The sequence below is a fragment of the Rheinheimera sp. genome (assembly GCF_037442345.1).
Classification (GTDB): domain Bacteria; phylum Pseudomonadota; class Gammaproteobacteria; order Enterobacterales; family Alteromonadaceae; genus Pararheinheimera.
The window spans coordinates 116,132-141,785 of the sequence record NZ_JBBIQL010000011.1 but is presented as its reverse complement, the minus strand read 5'-3'; the positions used below and the strand labels follow the sequence as shown (position 1 = coordinate 141,785).

The following is a 25,654-nucleotide window of genomic DNA, read 5'->3' as shown; positions in this document are numbered from 1 at the left end:
ACTATGGCGCATCACGACGCCGTTTACAGTGAGGTGTCCATCCCATCATCCCTGGAATGGTACTTCGCCGACGCCTCTTTGGCTTCAGTAAACCTGTTCCACCGTGAACTGGACCATGTGCTGTTCAGCTCAGTGACCACTGTTGGCGACAGCCGTTTTGATACCGACGGCATCGACCGCTCAGGCTATGACTACAGCACCACGCTGAACGGTGGCAGCGGCCACTTAACCGGCCTGGAGCTGACCTACATTCAGCCTTGGGATTTCCTGCCAGAAAGCCTGCAGGGTTTTGGTATGCAGTTTAACTATGCCTTGCTGGACAGCGAATTCGCCACACCAGACGGGCGCAAAGTGGCCTTACCCGGCACCTCAGACCGCGTGATGAACAGCACCTTTTTCTATGAAAACTATGGCTGGTCGGTACGGGTGAATTACCAATGGCGCGACCAGTGGCTGGACGATATCTCCTATGAGGCCACAGGCGACATTTACTGGCAGGACAGCAAAAGAGTGGATTTGTCAGTGCGTTACCAGCTGACCGACCAGGTTTCCGTGTATGCCGACCTGAACAACATCACCGATGAAGGTGGCGAACGGTTCGAAGGCGATGCCAGCCGCCCTATTGAAGTGGAAGGTTTTGGCCGTCGTTACATGGCCGGCGTCAAAGTCAGTTTTTAAGGTCTTTTTGAAGGAATACGTATGAACATCAATACAATCACTAAAACTCTGCTGGTCGCAGTTTCGGGTTTCAGCTTCAGCCTGCTGGCGGCCAGCAGCGATTTCCAGACCGGTAATGAGCGCATCCTGCAATCCGCGGGGGCGGTCATGGTTAAACAGGATAAAGCCCTGTTACCGCAAAGTGTGCTGGTCAGTTGGTCTGCCAGCCTGGGCCCGGTCACTTTGTACCGTGCCAGCAGCCCGGATCAGTCCAAGATGGAACTGGTTGCAGAAAAGCTGAATGGCAACAGTTACCTGTTGCCTGCAAAAGATGCGCAGCGCCAGTATGTGTTTATTAAACCGCAGCAGCAGGAGGGCTATTGGGTGGCGGAACGTGTATTACCATTACAGGGCGGTGTGAACTTCCGCGATTTGGGTGGTTATAAAGGCGCCGACGGCCGGGCTGTGGTCTGGGGCAAGCTGTTCCGCTCCGGCAGCATGAGCGACCTGACCGGCGCGGATTACCAGTACCTGAGTGCGCTTGGTATTCGCACCTTCTGTGACTTCCGCTCCAACGAAGAGCGCACTGACGAGCCTACCCTGTACAAAGAGTTTGCCCCAGAAGCGCAAATGCTGGTGAAAGACTACTCGATGGCGCAAATGATGAACGCCGAGTTTGGCAAAGCCCTGGCCCAGGTGCAGAACCGTGAGCAGGCACTGCAGATGTTCAGTGGTTTTTACCGCAAAGGTGTCACCAGCTATGCCGGTCAGTTTAAACAGATGTTTGCCCAGCTGCTGGCTGGCAAAGCGCCGCTGGCGGTGAACTGCTCAGCAGGCAAAGACCGCACCGGCATGGCGTCAGCACTGATTCTGTCCGCTCTGGGGGTGCCCCGTGATGTGGTGGTCGCCGACTATGCACTGTCGGAACAAACCTACGACTTTGGCATGCAGGCGCTGAAAAAAATGGCCAGTGGCGGTGCTAAAGAGCAATCGCCTCATACCCAAATGTTCCGCCAGTTAAAACCCGAAGTGATCCAAGTGATGATGGGCACAGACCCGGCGTTAATCACGGCGTTTTTCCAGCAAATTGACCAGGACTATGGTTCAGTCGAGCACTACCTGCAAAAAGAGCTGGGGCTGACCCCAGCCTCACTGGAAACCCTGCGCTCGCTGTATCTGACCAAAGTGTAAATTCAGCACGGGACCACGGCGCTCAGATGACGGGCGGGTCAAGACCCGCCCCTACCTAACACGACAGCCCCGCAACCCGATTCAACGAAACGAAGCCACCTCTTCTGGGGTCAGAAAACGGTACTCGCCTTCAGCCAGGCTGTCCTCCAGCACCAAAGCACCAATGCGTTCGCGGTGCAGCTTTTCGACCTTGTTGCCGATGGCGGCAAACATGCGTTTCACCTGATGGTAACGGCCTTCATGAATGGTCAGCAGCACCTGCTGAGGTTCAATGATTTGCAGCTGTGCGGGTTTGGTCAGCGTTTTTTCGCCGCGCAGCATCACGCCTTCCGCAAAAAGCGCAATGGCCGATTCCGGCACCGGGTCGGCCAGCCAGACCCGGTAAGTTTTGGCACAGTGGTGTTTGGGGGAACTGATTTTATGGGACCACTGGCCATCGTCCGTGATCAGCACCAGACCCGTGGTGTCCAGGTCCAGCCGGCCTACTGTATGCAACCGCTCGGTCAGCGGCTCATCGAGCAGGGTAAATACGGTGTTGTGGTCCGGGTCGTCGGTGGAGCAGACATAACCGGCTGGTTTATGCAGCATGATGTAGCGTGGCCCCATCAGCTGCAGCTCCTGCTCGTCCAGACAGACTTTATCCTCAGGTTTCAGCTGCAGGGCAGGTTGTTTGACCGCCGTCCCATTCACTGTGACCAGGCTTTGCCGGATCAGTTTGCCAGCCTGACTGCGGGTCAGGCCGGTACAGTCACAAATAAACTTATCTAATCGCATCATGGGCTTCCTGTTTCTGCATTCCAGTCTAACCAGAAGCGAAACACAACTCCAGCCTTGTCATGGCACAGCAATACTCAGCACCTTTTGTTCACCCGTCTGTGGCCTGTAGCTCAGCACCCTGTGATTATTGGTGTCGGCTATATAAATAACCCCTTGCCAGACCGCGACAGAACCGGGTTCATTCAGCGGCGGATTCAGACTGATACTGCTGACCTGCTTTTTGTCCAGATGCAGCAGGCGTAACCTGTGGTTGTAAGTGTCGGCCACCACCAGGGTGTTGCTGTCCAGCACCGCCACGTCTTTGTTGTGTTGCAGTAAGGCCCGGCGGAATGCCCCATCTTTCAGGCCAAATTCAAACAGGCCCTGCCCGACCAACGTGCTGACTTTGCTGGATTTCAGATCAATCTGCCGCACCGCACTGGCTTCGGCGTCGGCCACCCACAATTTGCCAGCGGCCAGCGCCAGGCCACTCGGCTGATTAAAAGCCGCGTCATCACGACGGCCGTCCAGCAAAGCTTCCTGCCCGGTGCCGGCATAAGCTTCTAAGCTGTTACGCGCCAAATCCAGGGTCCAGATTTGATGGCTGCCTGCCATCGCTATATACAGGGTGCGGCCATCCAGCGCTAAATCCCAGGGTGAACGCAGCGCCATGCTGCGGGGGTCTTCACTGCCGGCTGAACGGCCTCCCAGCGCTCCGGTGCCTGCCAGTGTACTGACATCAAAAGTTTTTAAGTCAATTTTACGGATGGCATGGTTGCCGGTATCGGCCAGATAAAGTGCATCGTCAGTCAGCACCAAACCTTGCGGTGAATGAAAGGCAGCACTGCTGGCATGGCCATCTTTGAGTTCAGCAATGCCACTGCCGATACGCTTGACCAGCTTGCCCTGATGGTCCAGCAGCACCAGCTGATGGTGCAGGGTGTCGCTGATGGCGATGTAACGCGCATCAACCGCCACAGCCCCAGGGGCGGCCAAAGGGGTGCTCAGCGGGTCCAGCGGTTTAAGTGGCAATGGTTCTGTATTCAGCTCGCCTTTGTACTCCGCCAGCAGTTGCGCCACCGCCTCATCCAGCAGCTGGTAACGGCCTTCGCCTGAGGTCTGTCCCACATATTTGCCATCCGGTGCAATCAACACAAAGGTTGGCCAGGCCCGCACGGCATAATGACGCCACAACATAAAATCCACGTCGTTCACCACCGGGTGCTGAATACCATAACGACGCACAATGGAGCTTAAGGTGCTGAGCTGCTTTTCATTGTCAAACTTGGGCGAATGCACTGAAATCACCGCCAGCTTGTCGCCGTACTTGTGTTCAAGTTTATGCAGGTCCGGGATCACGTGAATGCAGTTCACACAGCCATAGGTCCAGAAATCCAACAGTACCACTTTGCCGCGCAGTTGCTGCATGCTCAGGGGCTGGCTGACATTGAGCCAGGGTAAAGACGACGGGAAATCCACGCTGTTGGTGCGCGCTGCCGCCTTTTGCAAACCCAAAGTTAAACTGCCGATCATCACCATTACCCAAACCATTAGTTTTAAACGCATTTGATACTCCTGCCTCAGACCTGCCTCTTTACTATAGACAGCGAAGATGAAAAATTTCTTTCGGTGTTTGGACAGGAGGTGTCACACCAGATAGCGGATTTAACCAGATAATCCGGCCTGACCACGGATTTTTGGTTGCATTTGGTTGCATAATTACTCTATCTTGCTGCTGCACCAAGGTGTATACCCATGGGACTTAAAGCAGCGTGGCTGACTTTGGGTATAGAGACTTACAAGTTGTCGGCTGAACCGTGCGCATCCGGGCTGGCGGCACTGACCAAAACTACAATTAGAACGATGAGATCAGCATGACTAACTCTGTATCACGCGGCAGCTGGGGTTCGCGTATAGGTTTTATTCTGGCCGCAGCCGGCTCCGCCGTCGGCTTGGGCGCCATCTGGAAATTCCCTTACATTGCAGGCGCCAACGGCGGTGGCGTTTTCCTGCTGGTGTATCTGGCCTGTGTGTTTTCTGTTGGTGTGGTGATGTTGCTGGCCGAAATGATGATTGGCCGCAGCGCGAAAAAATCGGCCACCTCCGCATACCGTGCCTTGGGGAAAGGGTATTGGCATGTGGCTGGCTGGCTGTCGGTACTTGGGGTGTTCTTATTGCTCGGCTTCTACTGCGTGGTCGGTGGCTGGACCATCGCCTATATAGTGCAGGCGTTGCAGGGCAATATTCTGACCACAGATGCCACGGAGTTGAATAACATTTTTACCGGCTTTATTGCTGACCCTGGTTCCTCGCTGATTTTTACCGCGATGTTCCTCGGCATTACTGCGCTGGTGGTGATCGCCGGTGTGCAGTCTGGGATTGAACGTATTTGTAAAATTCTGATGCCCGCCCTTTTTGTGCTGATGCTGGTGATGGTGGTACGCAGTCTGACCTTGCCCGGCGCGCTGGAAGGCGTGATGTATTTTATTACGCCGGACTGGAGCAAACTAAGCATTAAAATGGTGCTGGACGCCTTAGGCCTGGCGGTATTCAGTCTGTCGGTCGGTGCGGGTTTAATGGTGGCTTATGGTTCGTACCTGAGCCCGGAAACCAAAGTGGTCAGTGCCGGTTTATGGATTGCCGGTTTAGCGACGCTGGCCTCTGTTTTGGCTGGCCTGATGATTCTGCCTGCAGTCTTTGCCTTTGACGTAGACCCGGGTGCTGGCCCTGGCCTGACCTTTATTACCATGCCTGCCCTCTTTGCCCAAATGGCCGGTGGTCAGGTGCTGGCGCTGGTGTTTTTCTGCCTGTTGCTGTTTGCCGCTGTCACCTCCTCCATTTCCATTCTGGAACCTGTGGTGGCCTTCCTGATTGACGAATATGGCATGGACCGTAAAGTGGCCACTGTGAGCGTGGCCGTGGTGAACTACCTGTTGTTAGGCATTCCGGCGGCCTTGTCGTTTGGTGGTGGTATGGAAAGCTACACCATATTTGGCAAAACCCCTTTTGACGTGATGGATTTTATGGCGTCCAACGTGCTGATGCCGCTGGGCGGGATGTTTGCCGCTCTCTTTGTTGGCTGGCGTATCTGGCCACAGATTAAAACCATTCTGGCCGGTGAAGTTCCGGCGCTGATACAGAAGATCTACTGGCTGGTGGCCGCTGTGGTGTCTCCGGTGCTGATTGCGATAGTCGCCATTATGATGATTCGGGCCAGCTAAGCGGATTGGCCTCACAAATAGCGTAGGAATTGAGCAGCCAGAGTCCGCTCCGGCTGTTTTACTTGCCAAAAGACAGCCACAATGCTGATATAACGGCAAATTGCTCGATACGAGACCAGCACATCGCTGGATAAACACAGCAAAGCGGCCGCTGCGGCGGAACCACTTTGGCAAGGGATAGACAATGACGAAAAAAGACTACTTCTGGCCAGTCATAGGTCTGGTCGCGGTAGCATTCTCTGTTCATTTATTAATAGACCAGCTCCGGGACATCTCCTATGAAGATGTGCTCGACAGTCTGAACGCCATCAGCATGCATGGCTGGCTGATGTCTGCGCTGGCCACAGTAGCCGCTTACGTCGCTCTGGCGGGTTATGATCGGCTGGCTTTATCCCATTTGCGCAAGAAAGTGTCCTGGCGCTTTATTTCTGTGGCTTCCTTTGTGGCTTATGCCATAGGTCATAACCTGGGTGCATCGGTGTTTTCCGGTGCGGTGGTACGGTACCGTGCATACAGGTCACAAGGCCTGACCCCTGCCGAAGTCGGTATTCTGGTTGCTTTTTGTTCCTTTACCTTTGTACTGGGCACCATTTTGCTCGGCGGCATGGCTCTGCTGATCGAACCAACCCTGCCCTCGCATTTCCATAAAGATCTGCCCCAATGGCTGGCTCAGGCTCTGGGGGCTGCCATGATGTTTGTGGTGGTGTTGTATCTGTATGGCAGCCTGATGAAACGCCGTTCCATTGCTTTGTGGAAAATTCGTCTGGAATACCCGCGTTTTTCATTGATTTGCCGTCAGCTGATTGTGGCGCCACTGGAGCTGCTGGCTGCCGCCGCCATTATTTATTACGCCCTGCCGGAACAAAGTAACCCTGGTTACTTTATGGTACTGGGGATATTTCTGGCCTCGTTTTCTGCAGCCTTGCTGTCGCATGCGCCCGGCGGTTTAGGGGTGCTGGAAGTGATGTTCCTGCTGGCGTTGCCGGAAGTGAATCCGGCGGATGTGATCGCAGCCTTATTGGTATTCCGGCTGTTTTACCTGATTATTCCTTTTGCCATTTCGCTGATTTTTGTGGTCTGGTTCGAGCAGGACCAACTGCTGAAAAAGTTTAAGGGCACGAAGACCGAGTCTTAAACCACATCATCCGGTTCTGCTTTGATTCGTTTTGGGCGTTCCGTCCTGGGCTGGAACGAACTTGGCAGCACTTCTATGCCAATTTTACGGCCCAGTTTAATCAGGATAGGGATAGTGATAGGGGCAAAAGGTAACACCGCAAAGACGCCAAGGCCGGTGGCCCGCAGCACATCCACCAACTGATGGTTGGCAAAACGCAGCTCGGCTTCGGTGGCTTTGCCCTGCAAGGAACGCTGATAAATCACCAGCATACGACGGGTCTCATCCGTTTCCTGAGCCAATGCTGTCCTCAGGCGGATCATACTGAAACGAAAACGCGACAGCGTTTTACGTCGTTGTATCCGCAGAACCCGGATCGGCGCTTTATGCAGCCGCGTCAACACATTCATAACCACCTCAGCCCCTTCAGCCCTTATTATCGGCTGGAACAGGCGGACAGAACAGCGTTATTTTGTCAGCTCCACTGGTATTGCCGTGCGCTCAAAGCGCACTGACTAAAAAGTTCGGGTTTTTCAGGTTTTCCCTGTGGTACGCCGGATTAGCAATACCTGTGTAGGTCACTTTGGCCCCGGCAACCTTCGCAATCACATGACCGGCACCAGTGTCCCATAACATGGTCGGGCCCAACCTTGGATAGAGATGAGCTGTACCTTCAGCCACCAGGCAGAACTTCAGTGAGCTGCCGACAGCAATCAACTCATGCTGCGGAAAGCGGCTCAGGTAATCCGCAATTTCCGGCGTCTGATGGCTGCGGCTGCCCACCACTTTCACCACCTCACCGGCCGAAGGGGTCAGGGCGGTACAGATGCTTTCGGTCAGGCCATGCTGAGTGCGACTGGCGCCCAAACCTTCAGCGGCCGCATAGGTTTTATCCAGCACAGGGGCATGAATGACGCCCAATACAGGCTCCCCTTGCTGCACCAGCGCAATGTTCACCGTAAACTCGCCATTGCGTTTAATAAACTCTTTGGTGCCATCCAGCGGGTCCACCAGCCAGTACTCTTGCCAGTGCTGACGTTCTGACCAGGGGATATCGGCCGCTTCTTCAGACAACACAGGCACATCCGGCGTCAGCGCCTGCAGTTGGGCCAGGATCAGCTGATGCGCCGCTAAATCAGCTTCAGTCAGTGGCGAGTCATCGTCTTTTTGCTCCACCTGAAAATCACGCTGATAGACCTGCAATATCGCCTGCCCTGCGGCTTCAGCAATCTGTTTCACCTGTGCCAGTAACGTCTGTGTCAATTTCAGCATTCGCGGATCACTCCCTGTTGTTGCAGCAACTCAATCAGCGCGGCCACACTTTGTTCAATCGAAAGCCGGGCTGTATCCAGCACTAAATCTGGCTGTTCTGGTGCCTCATAAGGGTCAGAAATACCGGTAAAGTGACTGATTTCGCCCTGCCGTGCCTTTTTATACAAACCTTTGACGTCCCGCTGCTCGCAGATATCCAACGAAGTGGCGACATAAATTTCCAGAAACTTGCCTTCAGGCAGACTCTGGCGGATTTTATCGCGCTGAGCCCGGTATGGCGAAATAAAGGCACTGAGCACCACCAGGCCAGCGTCCAGCATTAAACCAGCCACAGCACCCACCCGGCGCAGGTTTTCGGTACGGTCCGCCTCTGAGAAGCCTAAATCGGCACATAAGCCGTGGCGCACATTGTCACCGTCGAGCAAATAGCTGTGAATACCGCGACGCACCAGCTCCTGCTCCAGCGCATTGGCAATGGTGGATTTGCCTGCCCCACTTAAACCAGTAAACCAGAGTACCACGGCCTGATGACCCTTTTGTTGCTCCCGCTCCACCCGGCTCACCTGATAGTGTTGCCAGACAACATTCGACATAAAGGCTCCTTACAGGCTCTGAAAGGGGAAAAACACAGGGATCAAGGTCAGCACAGCGACCGAATAGGCCAACGCCATGGGCAGCCCCACCTTTACATACTGGCTGAGCCGGTAATTGCCGACGGTAAACACCAGCAGGTTAGTCTGGTAACCCCAGGGCGAAATAAAGCTGGCACTGGCACCAAACAACACCGCCATAATAAAAGGCGTAGGGTCGATGCCAAAGGCTTTCGCCAGACTAATCGCCAGCGGGCAGGCCAATGCCGCTGCCGCATTATTCGACATCAGCTCGGTCAGCAGCAAGGTGAAAAAATACAAAGCAATTAAAGCCCAGATCAAATGATGGCCCGAGAACAGCGTCAGCAGACTCTGGCCAAGCAGCGCCGAGACGCCGGTATTTTCCATTGCCTGCGACAATACCAGCGCACCACCGACAATCAGTACGATGTCGATTGGGAACCGGCGGCGGATCTCCTGCACTGAGACAATACGGGTGGCCAGCAGCCCAACCAGTAACAGCACCAGCCCTTTGAGCAACGGCAATACCCCTGTCATCGACAAACCAATCACAGCGACAAAAGCGCTTAATACTCCCCAACTGCGGCCACGCGACAGGCGCGTTGCTGAATCCACCCCGTTGACCAGCAAAAACTCTTTACCAAGCCGGCTGTTTTGCAAAAAACTGCGGCCAGGCACCAGCAACAACGTATCGCCAGCCTGCAGCTCTACGGTGCCGAGGCCACCTTGCAGGCGCTGCTGGTCGCGTTTTATCGCCACCACGACCGCATCAAACTCCTCGCGAAAGCGGCTGTCTTTTAACGACACGCCCACCAAAGCCGAAGAGGGACTGACCACGGCTTCCAGCAAGGCCTGGCCGTTCATGCTGTGATGGCCGTATAAGGTTAACCCCTGAATTTCCTGCAATAAAGCCACCGATTCCATATCACCGGCAAACAGCAGAATATCACCGGACTGCAGCCGTTCGTCTGGCCCGACAGGCGCCACATTGTCTTGTTCCCGCACTATTTCCGCCAGAAACAGTTTACGTAAATGGCGCAGACCGGCCTCACTGACCGATTTGCCAATCAGGCAGGAATCAGCCGCCAACCGGGCTTCGAGAAAATAAGGCAGGTCGGCTTCATCGACCGGCTTTTCGGTGACCGGCAGTTTGTCGGCAATCAGCCAAATCATCAGCATCCCAGCAATCACGACACCGGCAGCCACGCCAGTGGTGGTAAAAAACTGCAGCAGTGGTAAACCGGCCTTATCCAAAAAGCTGTTGACCACCAGGTTGGTCGATGTGCCAATCAGCGTCAGGGTGCCGCCAAAAGTGGCGGCAAAAGCCATAGGCAACATCAGTTTGCTGGGGGCAAACTTCTGGCTGCGTTTAATGGCCCCAATCAGGCTGGCCACCACGGCCGTATTGGCCGTGAAGGACGACAACACAGAGGTCGACAGCCACAGGCGGCCCAGTACAGTGCGGAAACTGCCTTTGGTCAGTTGCTGGCCGACCCAGCTGATCAGCCGGGTTTTTTCCAGCGCCACCGACACCAGCAACAACAGCACCAGCGTCAGCAAGGACGAATCGGTAAAACTGGCGGCAAACTGCTGCACGGTCAGCAAGTCGGTCAGATACGCCAGAATGGCAACAGCACCAAAAACCCAGGCCGCAGAGAGCCGGGTTAAGGTCAGCAGGCCAACAAGGCCGGCCAGCATGGCGAAAACAGCGTACTGCTCCAGCGTCATCATCAGCCCAGCTTGCTCAGGTCCAGCGCCTGCCAGTGCGGGAAGTGTTTACGGATCAGCGCATTCAGCTCTAACTCAAACTCAGAAAACTGGGCACGCTGACTGGTGCTGGCCAAAGCCGAATCGACCAGGCCTGCCCCCACTGTGATATTGCTCAGCCGGTCAATAAAAATAAAACCGCCGGTATCCCGGTTTTGGCTGTACGGGTCAAACACCACGGCTTCAGTCAGCTCCATTTCCACCAGTGCAATGCTGTTCAGCTCCAGCTGGTCCACCGTCTGTTCAGTCAGTGTGTTGACATCAATGCTGTGGGCAATGGCGGTGACCCGGCCGCTGACTTTTTTGCTGGCCAGTTTGATGTTGTAGCTTTTACCAATGCTCAGCGGCTCTTCATGCATCCAGACCACTTTGGCCAGCACCCGGTTCGACAACTGAGCGTGGTGCTGCTTCGGTACGATCACATCCCCCCGGCTGATATCAATTTCGTCAGTCAGCGTCAGAGTCACCGCCTGACCGGCAATGGCCTGCGGCAGTTCACCGTCAAAAGTGACAATGCTTTTAATACGTGAACTTTTACCGGACGGCAGCGCGGTCACCTCATCACCGACGCTGAGTCGGCCTGCGCTTAAAGTACCGGCGAAACCACGGAAATCCAGATTAGGCCGACTGACATACTGCACCGGGAAACGCGCTTCTGCCGCCACATTGGCGCCCGTCACAGGGGCCTGCTCCAGCAGGCTCAGCAAAGGTTCGCCCTGATACCAGGGGCTGTGTGCCGACTTGTGCACCACGTTATCCCCATTGAGGGCAGACAGTGGCACAAACTGAATATCCGGCACATTCAGCTGGCCGGCAAAAGCCAGGTAATCCTGGCGGATTTGCTCAAAGCGGGCCTGGTCAAAACCCAGCAGATCCATTTTATTCACCGCCACAATAAACTGCCTGATGCCCAAAAGCGCGCAGATAAAGCTGTGGCGGCGGGTTTGGGTTTGCACACCATAACGGGCGTCCACCAGAATAATGGCCAGGTCGCAGGTAGAAGCGCCGGTTGCCATATTGCGGGTGTACTGCTCGTGGCCCGGCGTGTCGGCGATAATAAATTTGCGTTTGTCGGTGGAGAAGTAGCGGTACGCCACGTCAATGGTAATGCCCTGCTCACGCTCGGCCTGCAAACCGTCGACCAGCAGCGCCAGGTCAATGGCTTCGCCTGTGGTGCCATGGGTTTTGCTGTCTTTATGCAAAGCGGCCAGCTGATCTTCATAAATTTGTTGGCTGTCGTGCAACAGCCGGCCTATCAGGGTGCTTTTGCCGTCATCCACCGAGCCGCAGGTGAGGAACTTCAGCAGGGATTTGTGCTGCTGGTTCTGCAAATACTGCTCAATGCCAATTTGCGCCAGTTCTTGTGCTACCGACATCAGAAATACCCCTCACGCTTTTTCTTTTCCATCGAGCCACTGGAGTCGTGGTCAATCACCCGGCCTTGTCGTTCACTGGAGGTCGACAACAGCATCTCTTCAATAATTTCCGGCAAGGTGCTGGCCGTGCTTTCAATGGCACCGGTCAGCGGGTAACAGCCCAGAGTGCGGAAACGCACCAGTTTCTGTTGCACCTGCTCGCCTTCTTTCAGTTTCATCCGGTCGTCGTCCAGCATAATCAGGGTGCCGTCACGCTCCACCACAGGGCGTTGTGCGGCAAAATACAGTGGCACTATATCGATGTTTTCCTGGTAGATGTATTGCCAGATATCCAGCTCAGTCCAGTTCGACAGCGGGAACACCCGGATACTTTCGCCTTTGTTAATCTGGCCATTGTAGGTATGCCACAGCTCGGGCCGCTGGTTCTTCGGGTCCCAGCGGTGGTGCTGGTCACGGAATGAATAGACCCGCTCTTTGGCACGGGATTTTTCTTCATCGCGGCGCGCGCCACCAAAAGCGGCGTCGAACTTGTAGTGATCCAGTGCCTGCTTCAGGCCCTGGGTTTTCATCACGTCGGTGTGCTTGGAGCTGCCGTAGGTAAATGGATTCATATCCATGGCTACGCCTTCCGGATTGATATGCACCAGCAGGTCAAAGCCATACTTTTTTGCCGCTTCATCACGGAATTTATACATCTCGCGGAATTTCCAGCGGGTGTCCACATGCAACAGCGGAAATGGAATTTTCCCCGGATAAAACGCCTTGCGTGCCAGATGCAGCAGCACCGAGGAATCTTTACCAATGGAATACAACATCACCGGGTTTTCAAACTCGGCGGCCACTTCGCGGAAAATCTGAATGCTCTCCGCTTCCAGTTGTTGTAAATGCGTCAGGGACTGCACAGGCTTTGCCATCCTTACTGCTCCGTTAAAGTTGATTCAAAAGCGCCGCAGGCGCACTCTGGCTGGTATGGTCACCAAACCAGGCTAATTGGGATTGCAACGCCACCACTTCGCCGATAATCAGCAAGGCCGGTGATTGTACCTGATGCTGCTCAATCAGTTCAGCCAGTTCAGCCAGCTGCCCGGTAAAGACCCGCTGCTCCGGCCGGGTGCCGTTTTCAATAATGGCGACCGGGGTTTGTGCCGCCCGGCCTGCCTGCAGCAGTTGCTGCTGTATATGGTCGGCTTTCATCAAGCCCATATAAATGGCCAGGGTCTGATTGGCTTTGGCCAGGCTGTTCCAGTCCGGTTCAGTGCCATCTTTACGGCAGTGACCTGTGACAAACTGCACGGTCTGGGCGTAATCGCGGTGCGTCAGCGCAATCCCGGCATAAGCGGCACAACCGGCGGCCGCGGTAATACCCGGCACCACCTGAAAGGCGATCTTATGCGGCAGCAGCACCTCTATTTCTTCGGCACCACGGCCAAAAATAAAAGGGTCGCCCCCTTTCAGCCTGCACACCTTTTTACCGGAAAGCGCCAATGAAACCAATAAGTTGTTGGTATCTTCCTGCGATACCGAGTGAGCGCCGGCTTTTTTGCCGACACAAATCAGCTCGGCGTCGCGCCGGACCAGCTGCAAAATAGGTTCAGACACCAGGTAGTCGTACACCACTACGTCGGCCTGTTGCATGCACTGCAACGCCTTCAGGGTTAACAATTCCGGATCACCGGGGCCTGCCCCCACCAGCCAGACTTCGCCTTGTTCCGGCTGTTCGCTGTGTAACAACTGTTCCAGCTGGTGTTGAGCAGCCTCCAGCCGACCCGCTTGCACGTCGCGCACCACAGCGGAGTTAAATACCTTTTCCCAGAACTGGCGCCTGGCGGCAAAACCGTCCAGCTTTTGTTTGACCTGGCTGCGAAAATTGCCCACCAGCTGGCTTAAAGGCCCCAGATACTGGGGTAACAGGCTTTCCAGCTTTTCACGGATGCGCCGCGCCAGCACAGGTGCCGCTCCCCCGCTGGAAATTGCCACCAGCAAAGGGCTGCGGTCCACTATGGCGGGGAAAATAAAACTGCAAAGGGGTTGATCATCCACTGTATTGACCAGCATTTGCCGTGCTTCAGCCGCCTGAAACACCGCCTGATTGACGGCATCCTTATCGGTGGCCGCCACCACCAGGAACTGACCGTTCAGCTGCTCCGCGGCGAATTCTGCCTGGATCAGCTGCACTTTGCCTTGTTGTTGCCAGTGAAGAAAATCGGCATGGAACTCGGTGGACACCACGGTTAAACGGGCACCGGCCGACAGCAGGGTATTGGCTTTGCGTAATGCAACAAGACCCGCCCCCACCAGTAAGACCGGGCGTTGTTGCAATTGGGCAAAAATAGGCAGGTACTGCATCCAGACTCCACAAAAGCATCAGAGCCAGGTTTGGGCCCTTGTCCTCAACCTGACTGCTGTAGTAGTGCTGTGGATATTAGACGTCTAAACGTCTTTTTTACAAGATTGCTGCGAGCTTTCTTATAACCAAATGGAATGAATGCTTTCAGCCTTCCTAAAAGGTGATTGTATTAAATCTGCTTCGCGGCCAACCAGGCGTCGCGCTTTTTCCGCTGCGCTTTGCTGGCTTTCGGATCTTCCGTTAACACCAGCTGCGGGTCGGCCTGCACCTTGAGTTTCAGCTGCAGCTGCTGGTCAAAGCGACGCAGGGTCAGCATCAGTTCATCCCCCACTTTAGCTTTGGCTAACGCGCTGTTCAGGTCACCGGTACTTTGCAGGCGCACGTCCCCCAGCTGCAGCAGTAAATCGCCATCCGTCACACCCGCCTGTGCCCAGGGCGACCCATGCAGCGCGACACCCCGCACCCGCAATGCATCACCATAAGATTCCAGCCCCAGTCGGCCCAACCAGGCCTGCTCAGGATAAGCCGGAGCCAGCGTCAGCCCCAGTCTGGCGAACAGGGCCTGGTAGTCCGGTAACGCAGAGCCTTCGATGCTGTCGTGAAAAAAGCGCCGGGCGAAGCTGCTGTCGCCGCTGATGTCGGCCAACGCCTGCTCAATATCGGCCAGCTGATAAGGTTTTTCCGCACGGCCAAAGCGCTGCCACATCAGCTGCATGACTGCATCCAGATCCGTGTCGTATTCAGTCCGTAAAATCAGGTCCAGCCCCAAAGCCAGCACTTCACCATAGGTGTAATAAGACAAAAAGGTGTTGCTGTAATTGGTCGGGTCGATCGACACCCCGGCATCGACAAACACCGCCTGCTGGCTCATAGCCGCAGGACCATACCAACGCCGGCCCGGGGCCTGCAACGCAGTGTTCAGAGGCCCCTGCAATTTTTCCAGGTAGTTTTCCAGAGTGAAATGCCCACTGCGTTTTAGCAGTAATTTGCCGTAATAGTTGGTAAAACCTTCGGCAAACCACAGGGCATCACTCATATTGGTCTGGCTGAAATCAAAGGGTTGCAGGTTCTTCGGCCGCAACCGCTCCACATTCCATGCGTGGAAGAACTCATGCGAGATGGTTTCAATCTGGGCGAAATCGGCCTGGGCCAGTGATTTGCTGCTGGTGACGACAGTGGAATTGCGGTGTTCCATACCATCACCGTCTACCCCGGGCAGGTAATCAGCGATAAAGGTATAACGCTGGTTTTCAAAATCAGGCAACTCACCAAACACAGCCTGCTGCTGTTGCACCACAGCTTTGATTTTTTTCAGCAGCTGAGCCGCAGCCTCTGCGGTTCCCTGATGATGCAACGCCAGTTCAATCCGGTAGTTTTTGCCATTGGATGGCTGGTCAAAACCCAGCAGCTGATGGTCGCTGAGCTCCAGCGGGCTGTCCATAAAGTAGCTCAAATCCGGCGCTGTCAGACTGCCATCCGGTTGTGGCATCAGCTGACTGGCCACAGACCAGCCTGCAGGCAGCGCCTTCAGCCTGACCGTCATCGGCTGGCTTGCCAGAGCCGGTGCGTATAAAAAGCTTGCTGGCATATTCAGGTGCGTATGGCGGCTGTCGATCTGGCTGTAGGTACCATCGGCTCTGTTGCCAAACAGCAGATAAGTAACGCGCACCACGCCCTGATGCTGACTGACTCTCCAGCTGGACGGTGTCAATCGCTCAACAGCAAGGGGGTGACCGCTGCCATCCGTCGCGCTCAGCGCATAGACGTTTTTGGCAAAGTCATGCCGGGTATAACGGCCTGGCGAGGCAGAAGCCATCCGCAGCTCCAGAGGCTCCTTCGGGTCCAGCCGGTATTCAGCGTTGACCGCCAGCTGATGCAGCTCACGGCCGGATAAGTCGAGCTCATACCATGTTTGAGCAGAAGCCGTAGCACTTAACAACAAAAAGGCACAGAGCGAGGGAGACATCGTCATGGTCGTCATTCCATTTTCAGAATAAAAAAGCTGAGCATCAGGCTGAAAACACAACCCCGACCTGCGGTCGGGGTTGGTTGCGTTTATTCAGACTGGCTGACTGCGGCGGTAAAAACTACGTCAGTCGAGCTGTTCAGTGCCGTCTCGGCACTGTCCTGCACCACACCAATAATAAAGCCGATGGCCACCACCTGCATCGCCACATCATTCGGAATACCAAAGAGTGAACAAGCCAGAGGGATCAACAGCAGCGACCCGCCTGCCACACCAGAGGCCCCGCAGGCCGAGACAGTGGCCAACACACTCAGCAGCACTGCACTGGCAAAATCGACTTCTATGCCCAGGGTGTGCACTGTAGCCAGCGTCAGTACTGTGATGGTAATGGCTGCACCCGCCATATTAATGGTGGCGCCCAATGGAACAGACACTGAATACAATTCTTCTTTTAGCCCAAGCTTTTCACAAAGCTGCAAATTCACCGGAATATTGGCCGCTGAGCTGCGGGTGAAAAAAGCCGTCACGCCACTTTCACGCAGACAACGCAACACCAGTGGATAAGGATTGCGGCGAATTTTGAAATACACCAGTGCCGGATTCACGATAAACGCAATAATGGCCATCGCACTGAGCAACACCACAATCAGCTGACCATAGCTGGCCAAAGCGCTGAAGCCTGTGGTGGCGATGGTGTCGGCCACCAGGCCAAAAATACCCAAAGGCGCCAGCCGGATAATAAACTTCACCAGCGACGACAAACCATGGGATAAATCTGAAAACATCAGTTTGGTGTTTTTGCTGGCATGTTGCAGTGCCAGACCAAGGCCCACGGCCCAGGCCAAAACCCCAATATAGTTGCCAGCAATAAGTGCATTGATTGGATTGTCCACCACCTGCAGCAACAAGGTGGTCAATACCTGACCTATCCCTTCAGGTGCGGCTATGGCTTCAGGGGTGGCTTCCAGTACCAGGCGGCTCGGAAACAGAAAGCTCAGCGCCACCGCCACCAGGGCCGCCAGAAAAGTGCCCAGCATATACAAGATCAATACAGGCCGCATCGCACTGTTGTCGCTGGCCTGCTTATTGGCAATAGCAGACGCCACCAGCACAAACACCAGTAAAGGAGCAATGGCTTTTAAAGCTTTGACAAAGATGGTGCCCAGCAACGCCAGTTGCTGCCCCAGCTCGGGAGAAGCGACCGCGACCAGAATACCCAGCAAAATACCAATTACAATTTGCGGGACCAAACCAATACGCAGCAGCTTGTGCAGCGGGGAAACGAAAGTCGAACCTGTCATCGGGGATGTCTCTGATTGACGCCGGAGTGCGCGCTCCGGCTTATTGGAATAAGCACCCGATTCTGCCGAAAAAGCCAGCTGACCACAAGTCAGAGCTGGTCTGGCTGTCACAAGGACGCGACAATAGGGCGAACTCCTAAGGCACTATGGGATCCTGCTGCTGCAGCAGATTGGGTCTGGCGTTCTCACTGAGCAGTTGTTGCCAGTAGCAGACAGCTTGTGGAGGGCTGAACAGATAGCCCTGCAATTGCTGGCAACCCAGAGTCTGCAGAAAACGGCGCTGGACATCCTGCTCCACCCCTTCAGCGACCAGTTTCAGGTTCAGGGTTTTGGCCAGTTGCACTGTGGTATGTAAAATCCGTACTGTACGGCTGTCCTGCGGCACAGCGCGGACAAAACGCCGGTCAATCTTTAAGGTATCCGCTGCGCAATCCACCAGTTGGCTCAGCGATGAATGGCCGGTACCAAAATCATCAATGGAAATACTGAACCCATATTGGCTCAGCGCTTTGAGGCGTTTATGCAAAGTCGGATGCTGCACAGCTATATTCGTTTCAGTAATTTCCAACTGCAGCTGGCTGATCAGCCAGGGATAATCCGCCCCCAGACTCATCAGTTCGGCAAAAAAGCTGTCATCCAGCAGCTCGGGACCGGCCAGATTCACCGCCACAGGGTAAAGCCAGCCTCTTTCCTGCCAGTCCTGCAACAGACGCACAGCCTGCTGCAGCACACAGCGGGAGAACTGCACAATAATGCCTTGTTGTTCGGCCAGCGCAATAAACCGGTCTGGCGTTACCATTTCCCCATTGAGGCTCCAGCGGCTTAACGCCTCAAAACTTTGCAGCTCTCCATCGGGGCTGACTTTTGGCTGCAGATGCAATTCGAGCTGTTGCAGGCGCAGTGCGTCCCGCAGCGCATTGCCAAGACGGTAATCCTGCTCCAGCTTTAAGGCGGAACCAGGGTCGTAAAAGCTCAGAGGCTGCGCCGGATGGCTGTGCTCCAGCGCCAGTTCACAACGTTCCAGCAGCACCAAAGGTTCATCCGTCGTCAGACGGGCAACTGCCAGACCAAACTGGTAATGCATACGAGCCGGAAATCCATCGATACGGATTTCACTCGGCAGGTTGGAACAGAGCATTTGGGCCAGATGCACCGGGTCTGTCGCATTCAGATTGGCCTGAAGCCAGATTGCAAATTTGACACCCCGCACCCTGGCCAGCACCGCCTCTGCTGGCAGCACAGCCCGGCTTTTTTCAGCAAAACGCTGCATCAGGCGCGTACCAAAATCGTAGCCGTATTGTTGATTCAGGGTTTTGATATGACACAGCCGCACTATCACCACCAACGCAAACTGGTTCGACTGCAAGGCACTCAGGCGTTGAGCCCCCAGTTCCAGAAAGCCGGCTCGGTTTGGCAAGCTGGTCATACTGTCGTAGTGCTGCCAGACATCCAGCTTCTGCTGATACTGTTCAAACTGTTGCTGCAGCCGTTTCAGCGCCGTGATGTCTTGCAGGTTCAGAATATGATGGCCACTGCGGGTTCGTATCACATGTTTCAGCTGCATATACTGATCAGGATCGGCCTGTAGCTGACATTCTATTTTGTCTTGCGCCCAGTGTGCCGGATCCAGCGGACCGGTCTGAGTCTGCAGCAATTGGTCCAGCCGCAAGGGGCCGGTTTCACACTGCAATAAACGTCGCGCCAGGCCATTGGCTTTGATGACGTCACCATTACTGTGCATCAGCAACGTCGCAGAGCCGTTATTCTCAAACAGCTCTTCATAATAATTATGACTTTGTTCCAGTTGCAGATTCAGTACACCAAGCTGGCGTGACGCGCGGCGTAAAGTGCCAAAAATACGGGCAAAGGCCAAAGGTATACAAAAATTAAAAAACAGAAACAGCAGGCCATGCAGATAGAGAGCGGTGTCTGGCAGGGTAATGGACCAGGGGATCAAATGCAGTGGCTGTTCCAGCCAAATCAGATAACCAAAAGGAATACAGTTCAGCAGCATAAAAAACACCGCTGTCCTCACCCCAAAAAACATCAGGCTAATCATCGGCAACGTGTACACAAAGACCACACCGAGCTTTGCCAGACTAAAATCGCCAATAAACAGCGATATACAGAAACCAGCCCCAACCACTATCCCCAGCAGGGCAACAGCGCCAACTTTGGTATGGTGGCGGGACAGGTATAAGGCAGCCAGCAACGAGACATAAAAACTGCAGGTAATCGCAATAATATGGTAAGACCCCTGCTGCCAGGCCTGCCATGAACTGTGCAGGACGATCCCCAGCACCAGCGCTAAACCAGACAGCAGAATAATCCGCAATACACTTTGTTGCAAAAGTGCAGCCTCGGCAGAACCCAGATCTTGCTTAGTCAGTCGTAAAAATTGTCGAAACCATTGCATGACGGATATCCCTGCTTACTGCCCGAGGCGCGTACCTTATCAGAGCAATTATCATTTTGTCTAAAAAATAACAACTAAGGTGAATAATCCGAAAGATTTGTTGTAAAAAGATGCAAATAAATGTAATTAAACAACGAGATGCAGTTTATTTTTCAGGCAAAACATCCATGTCACTGCGGTTTCTCATACTTGTTACCCTGGTTATGCTGTCGGGCTGTCAGGCAAAGATCCCGCCAGACAACATGGTCGTTTCGATGCCTGTAATTGAGCAGCACTGGTTTCCCGTTCAGGAGCCCCTGCCGTCGCTGGACAGCTGGTTTGAACTCAGTGCAGAACAACAGCAGCATTTTCTGAGTTTTTTTCATCATCCTGACTTTGCTCATCACAGCCCGGCGCAGCGCTTGTCTTTGTATCTGCACAACAAGCTGATGACATTTCATTATTTGGGCGAAAACCTGTCCGCCAGCGCGGCTTTAAAGGAGAACAAAGGCAATTGCCTGACCCTGGCTGTGGTAACCACAGCTTTAGCCCGGCTGGTTAACATCGATCTGGGTTATCAGCTGATGTCTTCGCAGCCTGTGATCAATGTAAAAAATGGCGTCTGGCTCAGCTCGGACCATGTCCGTACTTTGTTGTACAAACCGGCGAAACCAGGCGTGCCTTTGCTGGAGCGTGGTGCCATAGTGGTGGATTACTTTCCGGATGCCCAGGACATCAGTGGCCCGACGCTGCCCGAAACGCGTTTTCACGCCATGATCTTCAACAATCTGGCGGCGGATGCCTTTATCGCCAGACACAACCCAAAAGCTTATGCGTTGGCCAGAGCCGCATTGCAGCAGGACCCAGGTTACGTACCTGCAGTCAATCTGGTGGCACTGACGCTAAAACGGGCTGGTGCATTGAACCAGGCACAGAGTTGGTTTCACTACGGCACCCATTTGGCTGAGCCCAATCTGAGCCTGATGGCCAATTACCGCGATTTAATGAAAACACGTGGCGATGTGCAGGCCGTCCTGCAAATAGAGCGGCAAATAGAATCGGCACATTTCGGCAATCCTTTTGCCGATTTAGTGCTGGCACTGGAAGCTTACCATCACCAAAACTACAAGAAGGCGCAAAGGTACTATCAACGTGTACTGAAACAGGCTCCTCATTTGCAGAAAGCCTATCTGGCGTTACTGGACCTTTACCTGCAAGAAGGCCAATACCAACAAGCCAGGCAGGTCGCCGAAACAGCGATGCACTATGCCTATGAACCTGACCTGCAAAGTTTCTATCAGGCCAAACTGGCAGCGCTGAGCCAACAGCCTGAGTGAAGGTGCTGGCTAAATGCCATCGCCGTCCAGATGCAGGCCGCATTCGCGGCCAAAACCATTAAAGCGGGTGTCTTCTTCGCTCATGCCAAGCTCCAGTTTGCGTGTGGAGTGCACGTCGCCTACCGACACATAACCTTGTTCCCACAAGGGGTGGTAGGGCAAATCGAACTCTTTCAGGTAATAGAAAATGTCTTTATTGGACCAGTCCAGGATCGGCTGTACTTTCACCACTCCGCGGCTGATCTCGACAAAGTTTTTGTCGGCCCGGCTTTTCGACTGACTGCGGCGCAAACCGGTAAACCAGGTGCCCACCTGAAGCTCCTGCAAGGCCCGCTGCATCGGCTCCACTTTGTTCATCTGGTTGTACTGCTTCATGCCGCTTTCGGTTTGCCACAGCTGACCAAAACGGGCTTCCTGCCAGGCCGGGCTCAGTGCTGAGCGGTACACCTTCAGGTTCAGATCCAGCCTTTTTTGCAGCGCATCGACAAACTGATAGGTCTCTGGGAACAAATAGCCGGTGTCGGTCAGTACCACCGGGATATCCGGCTGCTGCCGGGTGACCAGATGCAGCATCACCGCCGCCTGAATACCAAAGCTGGAACTCAGCATCGGTTGCTGCGGCAAGTTGGCCAGCGCCCATTGCACCCGCTCCGCCGGATGCAGAGGGGCCAGCAGCGCATTGACTTCATCCAGCCATTGCTGTTGTGCGGTCTGGTCCTGCAGGACTATCGCGTTCACACTGCTCATGCTTCACTCCCGCCTTCAGGCATGGAAATCGGTTTTTGACACTTTGACTTCGGCCACCACACCAGCGCGGATCACAAAATCACCAAAACCTTCGCCAGCCTTGCGTTCGGCCACCCAGCGGCCAATCAGTTCGTCCAGCGCCTGCAGAATTTGCGATTCGCCGACATTGTCCAGATACAACTTCGGAATACGGGTGCCTTCACGGTTGCCCCCCAGATACAGGTTGTATTTGCCCGGACCACGCCCCACCAGACCCGCTTCGGCCAGCATGGCGCGACCACAGCCGTTCGGGCAGCCCACCACCCGTAGGATCAGGTGGTCGTCCGGAATGCCGTGCCGGGCTAATATGGATTCGACATAGGTCACCAAAGTTGGCAGGTAACGTTCCGCTTCGGCCATCGCCAGCGGGCAGGTTGGCAACGACACACAGGCCATCGAGTTTTTACGCTGCTCTGTGACACTGTCGTTGATCAGCCCATGGGCGCGCGCCAGTTGCTCTATCTGGGCTTTATGCTCGGGGGCCACCCCGGCAATAATCAGGTTCTGGTTGGCGGTAATACGGAAATCACCTAAATGGATACGGGCAATTTCTGCCACCCCGGTTTTCAGCGTTTTGCCCGGATAATCCAGCAAACGGCCGTTTTCAATAAAGACCGTTAAGTGCCATTTGCCGTCTATGCCTTCCACCCAGCCGAAGCGGTCGCCACGGCCAGTAAATTCGTAGGGGCGGCTTGGCTGGAATTTCACGCCCACACGTTTTTCCACTTCAGCTTTGAAGTTGTCCACACCAATCCGGTCGATGGTGTATTTGGTTTTGGCATTTTTCCGGTTGACCCGGTCGCCATAGTCGCGCTGCACAGTCACCACATGCTCAGCCACTGCCAGCACATGCTCCAGGCCGATAAAACCAAAGTCTTCTGCTTTACGCGGGTAAGTGCTTTTATCGCCATGGGTCATCGCCAGGCCACCACCGACCAGCACATTAAAACCAATCAGCTGCCCCTGCTCAGCAATAGCGACAAAACTCAGGTCGTTGGCGTGTACGTCCACATCATTTTGCGGCGGGATCACCACTGTGGTTTTAAACTTACGCGGCAGGTAAGTCTCACCCAGCACAGGTTCCACTTCGGTGGTTTCAACTTTTTCTTCGTCTAACCAGATCTCGGCATAAGCGCGGGTTTTTGGCAGTAAATGCTCCGAAATTTTCGCCGCCCACTCATAGGCCTGCTGATGCAATACCGACTCGACCGGGTTGGACGTGCACAACACGTTGCGGTTCACGTCACCGGCTGTCGCAATGGAATCCATGCCAATGCTGTGCAGCATCTGATGCATGTTTTTGATTTTCGGCTTCAGTACCCCGTGGAACTGAAAGGTCTGACGGGTGGTTAAGCGAATGCTGCCGTACAGAGTATGCTTGCCGGCAAACTCATCAATGGCCAGCCACTGTTGGGTGGTAATAATGCCACCCGGCAAACGGGCCCTTAACATCACGTTATGCAGCGGTTCCAGCTTTTGTTCGGCACGTTCAGCCCGGATATCCCGGTCGTCCTGCTGGTACATGCCGTGAAAACGGATCAGCATAAAGTTGTCGCCGTTAAAACCGCCGGTGATTTCGTCTTTCAGATCCCGGGTAATGGTGCCTCGCAACAACTGGCTGTCTTTTTTCAGCCGCTCGTTGTCAGACAGCGGGCCCTGGACCTGAAAGTCCGGATTGATAGGGTGAGTCATTAGTACACGTCCTTCTGATAACGTCGGGCCTGACGTAAATCATCAAAATAAGTTTCTGCCTGTTCGGCGTCTAAACCACCGTATTGCCGGGCGATTTGCAGCAATGCCTGATGCACATCTTTGGCCATCCGGGCACCGTCACCGCAGATATACAGGTAAGCGCCCTGCTGCAGATAAGCCCAGACGTCGGCCCCTTTTTGCAGCAGCTTGTGCTGCACATAAATTTTTTCAGCCTGGTCACGGCTGAACGCCACATCCAGCCGGTTCAGTACACCGCGTTTCAGATAGTCCTGCAGTTCCACCTGATACAAGAAATCCTGGGTGAAACTCGGGTTACCAAAAAACAGCCAGTTCTGTCCTGTTGCGCCCGCCTGATCCCGCTCTTGCAGGAAAGCGCGGAACGGGGCTATCCCGGTACCGGGGCCAATCATCAGCACAGGAGCATCATGGTCCGGTAAACGGAAATTGTCGTTGTGTTCAACAAAAACCCGCACTTGTGCACCTTCGTCAAGCCGGTGTGCCAGAAACCCCGAGGCGCCACCCAAATGGGGCTGACCAAAAGCCTGGTAGCTGACCACCCCTACCGTCAAATGCACTTCGTCCCCCACTTCCGCCTGAGAGCTGGCAATGGAATACAAACGCGGCTGTTGCTTGCGCAGTGCATCCACCAGCAGTTGCGCTTCAATAGCCGCCGGGTACTGCAAAATCACATCGGCCGTCTGGTGCTGCTCTAAAAAGGCGCGCAGTCTGGTTTTATCGGCCACCAGCTCCAGCAATGGCGTCTGTTGTGTCGCCGCCGCGTACTTTTCCACAAAAGACGGATAGGATTGGGTCAGCTCCAACTGGCTGATTAAAGCATCACGCAATGCCAGTTCCGTTGCCCCTACTTTCACCAGGGTATCGGCCGCACAGGCTGTCAGCTCGAGGATCGAATCGACCAATTTTTCATCATTGGTAAAGTACACCCCTAAGGCATCGCCCGGCTGATAGCTCAAGCCAGAACCAGCCAACGAAATTTCGATATGCCGCACATCCTTTACTGAGTCCCGGCCGGTAATTTTCTGGTCAACCAGCAACTCTGCCGCAAAAGGCTTTTCTTTGGTATAGAGACTGTCGTGGGACGATATTTGACCTGGCCAGGCAATCACCTGCGCAGAACCGGTACCGGCCTGCTTTAATTCGGGTGCAAAAGCCTGGACGGCAGCCTCAGTCCAGCTGGCGGCTGCAGCGGCGTAATCCACATCCAGCAGTGCAACCGGATGCAGGCGGGTCGCGCCTAACGCATGCAGCTGCTCATCAAAGTCTGTGGCTGTTTTGCAGAAAAACTCATAGCTGGTATCACCCAAACCTAAAACAGCAAATTTCAGCTCCTTCAGCTTGGGTGCTTTTTTGCTGAACAAAAACTTATGAAAAGCCACAGCGCTTTCCGGTGGCTCCCCTTCCCCATAAGTGGACGTGACAATCAGCAGGTACTTTTCTTTCGCCAGTTGATTGGTTTTATAACTGGCAATATCCTGCAGCTGCACAGCCAGGCCCTGTTGCTCGGCCGCAGCTTTAATTTTAGTGGCCACACCTTTGGCATTGCCGGTTTGTGATGCAAATAAGACGGTCAGACTGGCCGACTCGTTCGCCTGAACCGCCGCTCCTGCCGGCAGGCTCTGCCCGGCAAATTGCGCCGAAGCGGCCAGATAACCGCTGACCCAGGCTTGTTGGATAGGATTAAGCTGGCTGACCAGTAATTGCAGATCTTTGAGTTGCTGCGCCGACAGCGGGCTGGCCTGAGCCGCCAAAGATGCCAAAAGCATGAGTTCACCTGTAATACCAAAACTCCGCGCATTTTAGCCATCTATACGGATGCTGCAGAA

General features: G+C 54.5%; 20 protein-coding genes. 5 read left to right on the top strand and 15 right to left on the bottom strand.

The window, feature by feature from the left end:
• Both WKJ04_RS08710 and WKJ04_RS08705 read left to right on the top strand, forming a co-directional pair.
• On the top strand, positions 1-678 hold a 678-nt coding region (locus WKJ04_RS08710), incomplete at its 5' end, for a TonB-dependent receptor (protein WP_337880064.1).
• A gap of 21 nt (positions 679-699) precedes the next feature.
• A complete protein-coding gene (locus WKJ04_RS08705) occupies positions 700-1,848 on the top strand; it encodes a tyrosine-protein phosphatase (RefSeq protein WP_337880063.1) in 1,149 nt (382 codons plus the stop codon).
• Positions 1,849-1,929: 81 nt separating this feature from the next.
• Here WKJ04_RS08705 and rsuA read toward each other — a convergent pair whose 3' ends face one another.
• The gene (gene rsuA, locus WKJ04_RS08700; RefSeq protein ID WP_337880062.1) at positions 1,930-2,622 is read right to left on the bottom strand and encodes a 16S rRNA pseudouridine(516) synthase RsuA; all 693 of its coding nucleotides are present in this window, start codon (positions 2,620-2,622) and stop codon (positions 1,930-1,932) included.
• Positions 2,623-2,682: 60 nt separating this feature from the next.
• Positions 2,683-4,170 carry a thioredoxin-like domain-containing protein gene (locus tag WKJ04_RS08695; protein ID WP_337880061.1) on the bottom strand — a complete coding sequence of 496 codons (1,488 nt, stop codon included), beginning with the start codon at positions 4,168-4,170 and terminating at the stop codon, positions 2,683-2,685.
• A 308-nt stretch (positions 4,171-4,478) separates the two neighbouring features.
• Here WKJ04_RS08695 and WKJ04_RS08690 point away from each other — a divergent pair, with 308 nt between their 5' ends.
• A complete protein-coding gene (locus WKJ04_RS08690) occupies positions 4,479-5,825 on the top strand; it encodes a sodium-dependent transporter (RefSeq protein WP_337880060.1) in 1,347 nt (448 codons plus the stop codon).
• 184 nt (positions 5,826-6,009) lie between these two features.
• The gene (locus WKJ04_RS08685; protein WP_337880059.1) at positions 6,010-6,960 is read left to right on the top strand and encodes a lysylphosphatidylglycerol synthase domain-containing protein; all 951 of its coding nucleotides are present in this window, start codon (positions 6,010-6,012) and stop codon (positions 6,958-6,960) included.
• On the opposite strand, the gene WKJ04_RS08680 is transcribed toward WKJ04_RS08685, so the two are convergent.
• The 10 genes from WKJ04_RS08680 to WKJ04_RS08635 form a co-directional block, all read right to left on the bottom strand.
• Complete coding sequence (locus WKJ04_RS08680) at positions 6,957-7,349, bottom strand: hypothetical protein (RefSeq protein ID WP_337841642.1); 393 nt, start codon at positions 7,347-7,349, stop codon at positions 6,957-6,959. The genes WKJ04_RS08685 and WKJ04_RS08680 overlap by 4 nt on opposite strands.
• 91 nt (positions 7,350-7,440) lie before the next feature.
• Positions 7,441-8,211: a 3'(2'),5'-bisphosphate nucleotidase CysQ gene (gene cysQ / locus WKJ04_RS08675; RefSeq protein ID WP_337880058.1), complete on the bottom strand. Its 771-nt coding sequence runs from the start codon at positions 8,209-8,211 to the stop codon at positions 7,441-7,443.
• Positions 8,205-8,804: an adenylyl-sulfate kinase gene (cysC, locus tag WKJ04_RS08670; RefSeq protein ID WP_337880057.1), complete on the bottom strand. Its 600-nt coding sequence runs from the start codon at positions 8,802-8,804 to the stop codon at positions 8,205-8,207. Before cysC ends, cysQ begins: the two co-directional genes overlap by 7 nt.
• Before the next feature lie 9 nt (positions 8,805-8,813).
• Positions 8,814-10,553 carry an SLC13 family permease gene (locus WKJ04_RS08665; RefSeq protein WP_337880056.1) on the bottom strand — a complete coding sequence of 580 codons (1,740 nt, stop codon included), beginning with the start codon at positions 10,551-10,553 and terminating at the stop codon, positions 8,814-8,816.
• Entirely contained in the window at positions 10,553-11,965 is a 1,413-nt protein-coding gene (gene cysN, locus WKJ04_RS08660) for a sulfate adenylyltransferase subunit CysN (RefSeq protein ID WP_337880055.1), read from the bottom strand. Before cysN ends, WKJ04_RS08665 begins: the two co-directional genes overlap by 1 nt.
• Positions 11,965-12,879, bottom strand: coding sequence for a sulfate adenylyltransferase subunit CysD (cysD, locus tag WKJ04_RS08655; protein WP_337880054.1), 915 nt, complete (start codon positions 12,877-12,879; stop codon positions 11,965-11,967). The genes cysN and cysD overlap by 1 nt, the downstream gene beginning before the upstream one ends.
• A 13-nt stretch (positions 12,880-12,892) precedes the next feature.
• Positions 12,893-14,311, bottom strand: a complete 1,419-nt coding sequence (cysG, locus tag WKJ04_RS08650) for a siroheme synthase CysG (RefSeq protein ID WP_337880053.1) — start codon at positions 14,309-14,311, stop codon at positions 12,893-12,895.
• Between the two features lie 170 nt (positions 14,312-14,481).
• Complete coding sequence (locus WKJ04_RS08645) at positions 14,482-16,284, bottom strand: PDZ domain-containing protein (RefSeq protein WP_337880052.1); 1,803 nt, start codon at positions 16,282-16,284, stop codon at positions 14,482-14,484.
• 83 nt (positions 16,285-16,367) lie between these two features.
• Positions 16,368-17,579 (bottom strand): serine/threonine transporter SstT, encoded by a 1,212-nt coding sequence (gene sstT / locus WKJ04_RS08640; protein WP_337880051.1) that lies wholly within the window; start codon positions 17,577-17,579, stop codon positions 16,368-16,370.
• 136 nt (positions 17,580-17,715) lie between these two features.
• Complete coding sequence (locus WKJ04_RS08635; RefSeq protein WP_337880050.1) at positions 17,716-19,995, bottom strand: bifunctional diguanylate cyclase/phosphodiesterase; 2,280 nt, start codon at positions 19,993-19,995, stop codon at positions 17,716-17,718.
• 254 nt (positions 19,996-20,249) lie between these two features.
• Here WKJ04_RS08635 and WKJ04_RS08630 point away from each other — a divergent pair, with 254 nt between their 5' ends.
• A complete protein-coding gene (locus WKJ04_RS08630) occupies positions 20,250-21,311 on the top strand; it encodes a tetratricopeptide repeat protein (protein ID WP_337880049.1) in 1,062 nt (353 codons plus the stop codon).
• Positions 21,312-21,320: 9 nt separating this feature from the next.
• On the opposite strand, the gene WKJ04_RS08625 is transcribed toward WKJ04_RS08630, so the two are convergent.
• The 3 genes from WKJ04_RS08625 to WKJ04_RS08615 are packed head-to-tail and all read right to left on the bottom strand — an operon-like array spanning position 21,321 to position 25,594.
• Positions 21,321-22,058 carry a phosphoadenylyl-sulfate reductase gene (locus WKJ04_RS08625; protein WP_337880048.1) on the bottom strand — a complete coding sequence of 246 codons (738 nt, stop codon included), beginning with the start codon at positions 22,056-22,058 and terminating at the stop codon, positions 21,321-21,323.
• A 15-nt stretch (positions 22,059-22,073) separates the two neighbouring features.
• The gene (gene cysI / locus WKJ04_RS08620; protein ID WP_337880047.1) at positions 22,074-23,789 is read right to left on the bottom strand and encodes an assimilatory sulfite reductase (NADPH) hemoprotein subunit; all 1,716 of its coding nucleotides are present in this window, start codon (positions 23,787-23,789) and stop codon (positions 22,074-22,076) included.
• A complete protein-coding gene (locus tag WKJ04_RS08615; protein WP_337880046.1) occupies positions 23,789-25,594 on the bottom strand; it encodes an assimilatory sulfite reductase (NADPH) flavoprotein subunit in 1,806 nt (601 codons plus the stop codon). Before WKJ04_RS08615 ends, cysI begins: the two co-directional genes overlap by 1 nt.
• Positions 25,595-25,654 lie beyond the last annotated feature (60 nt).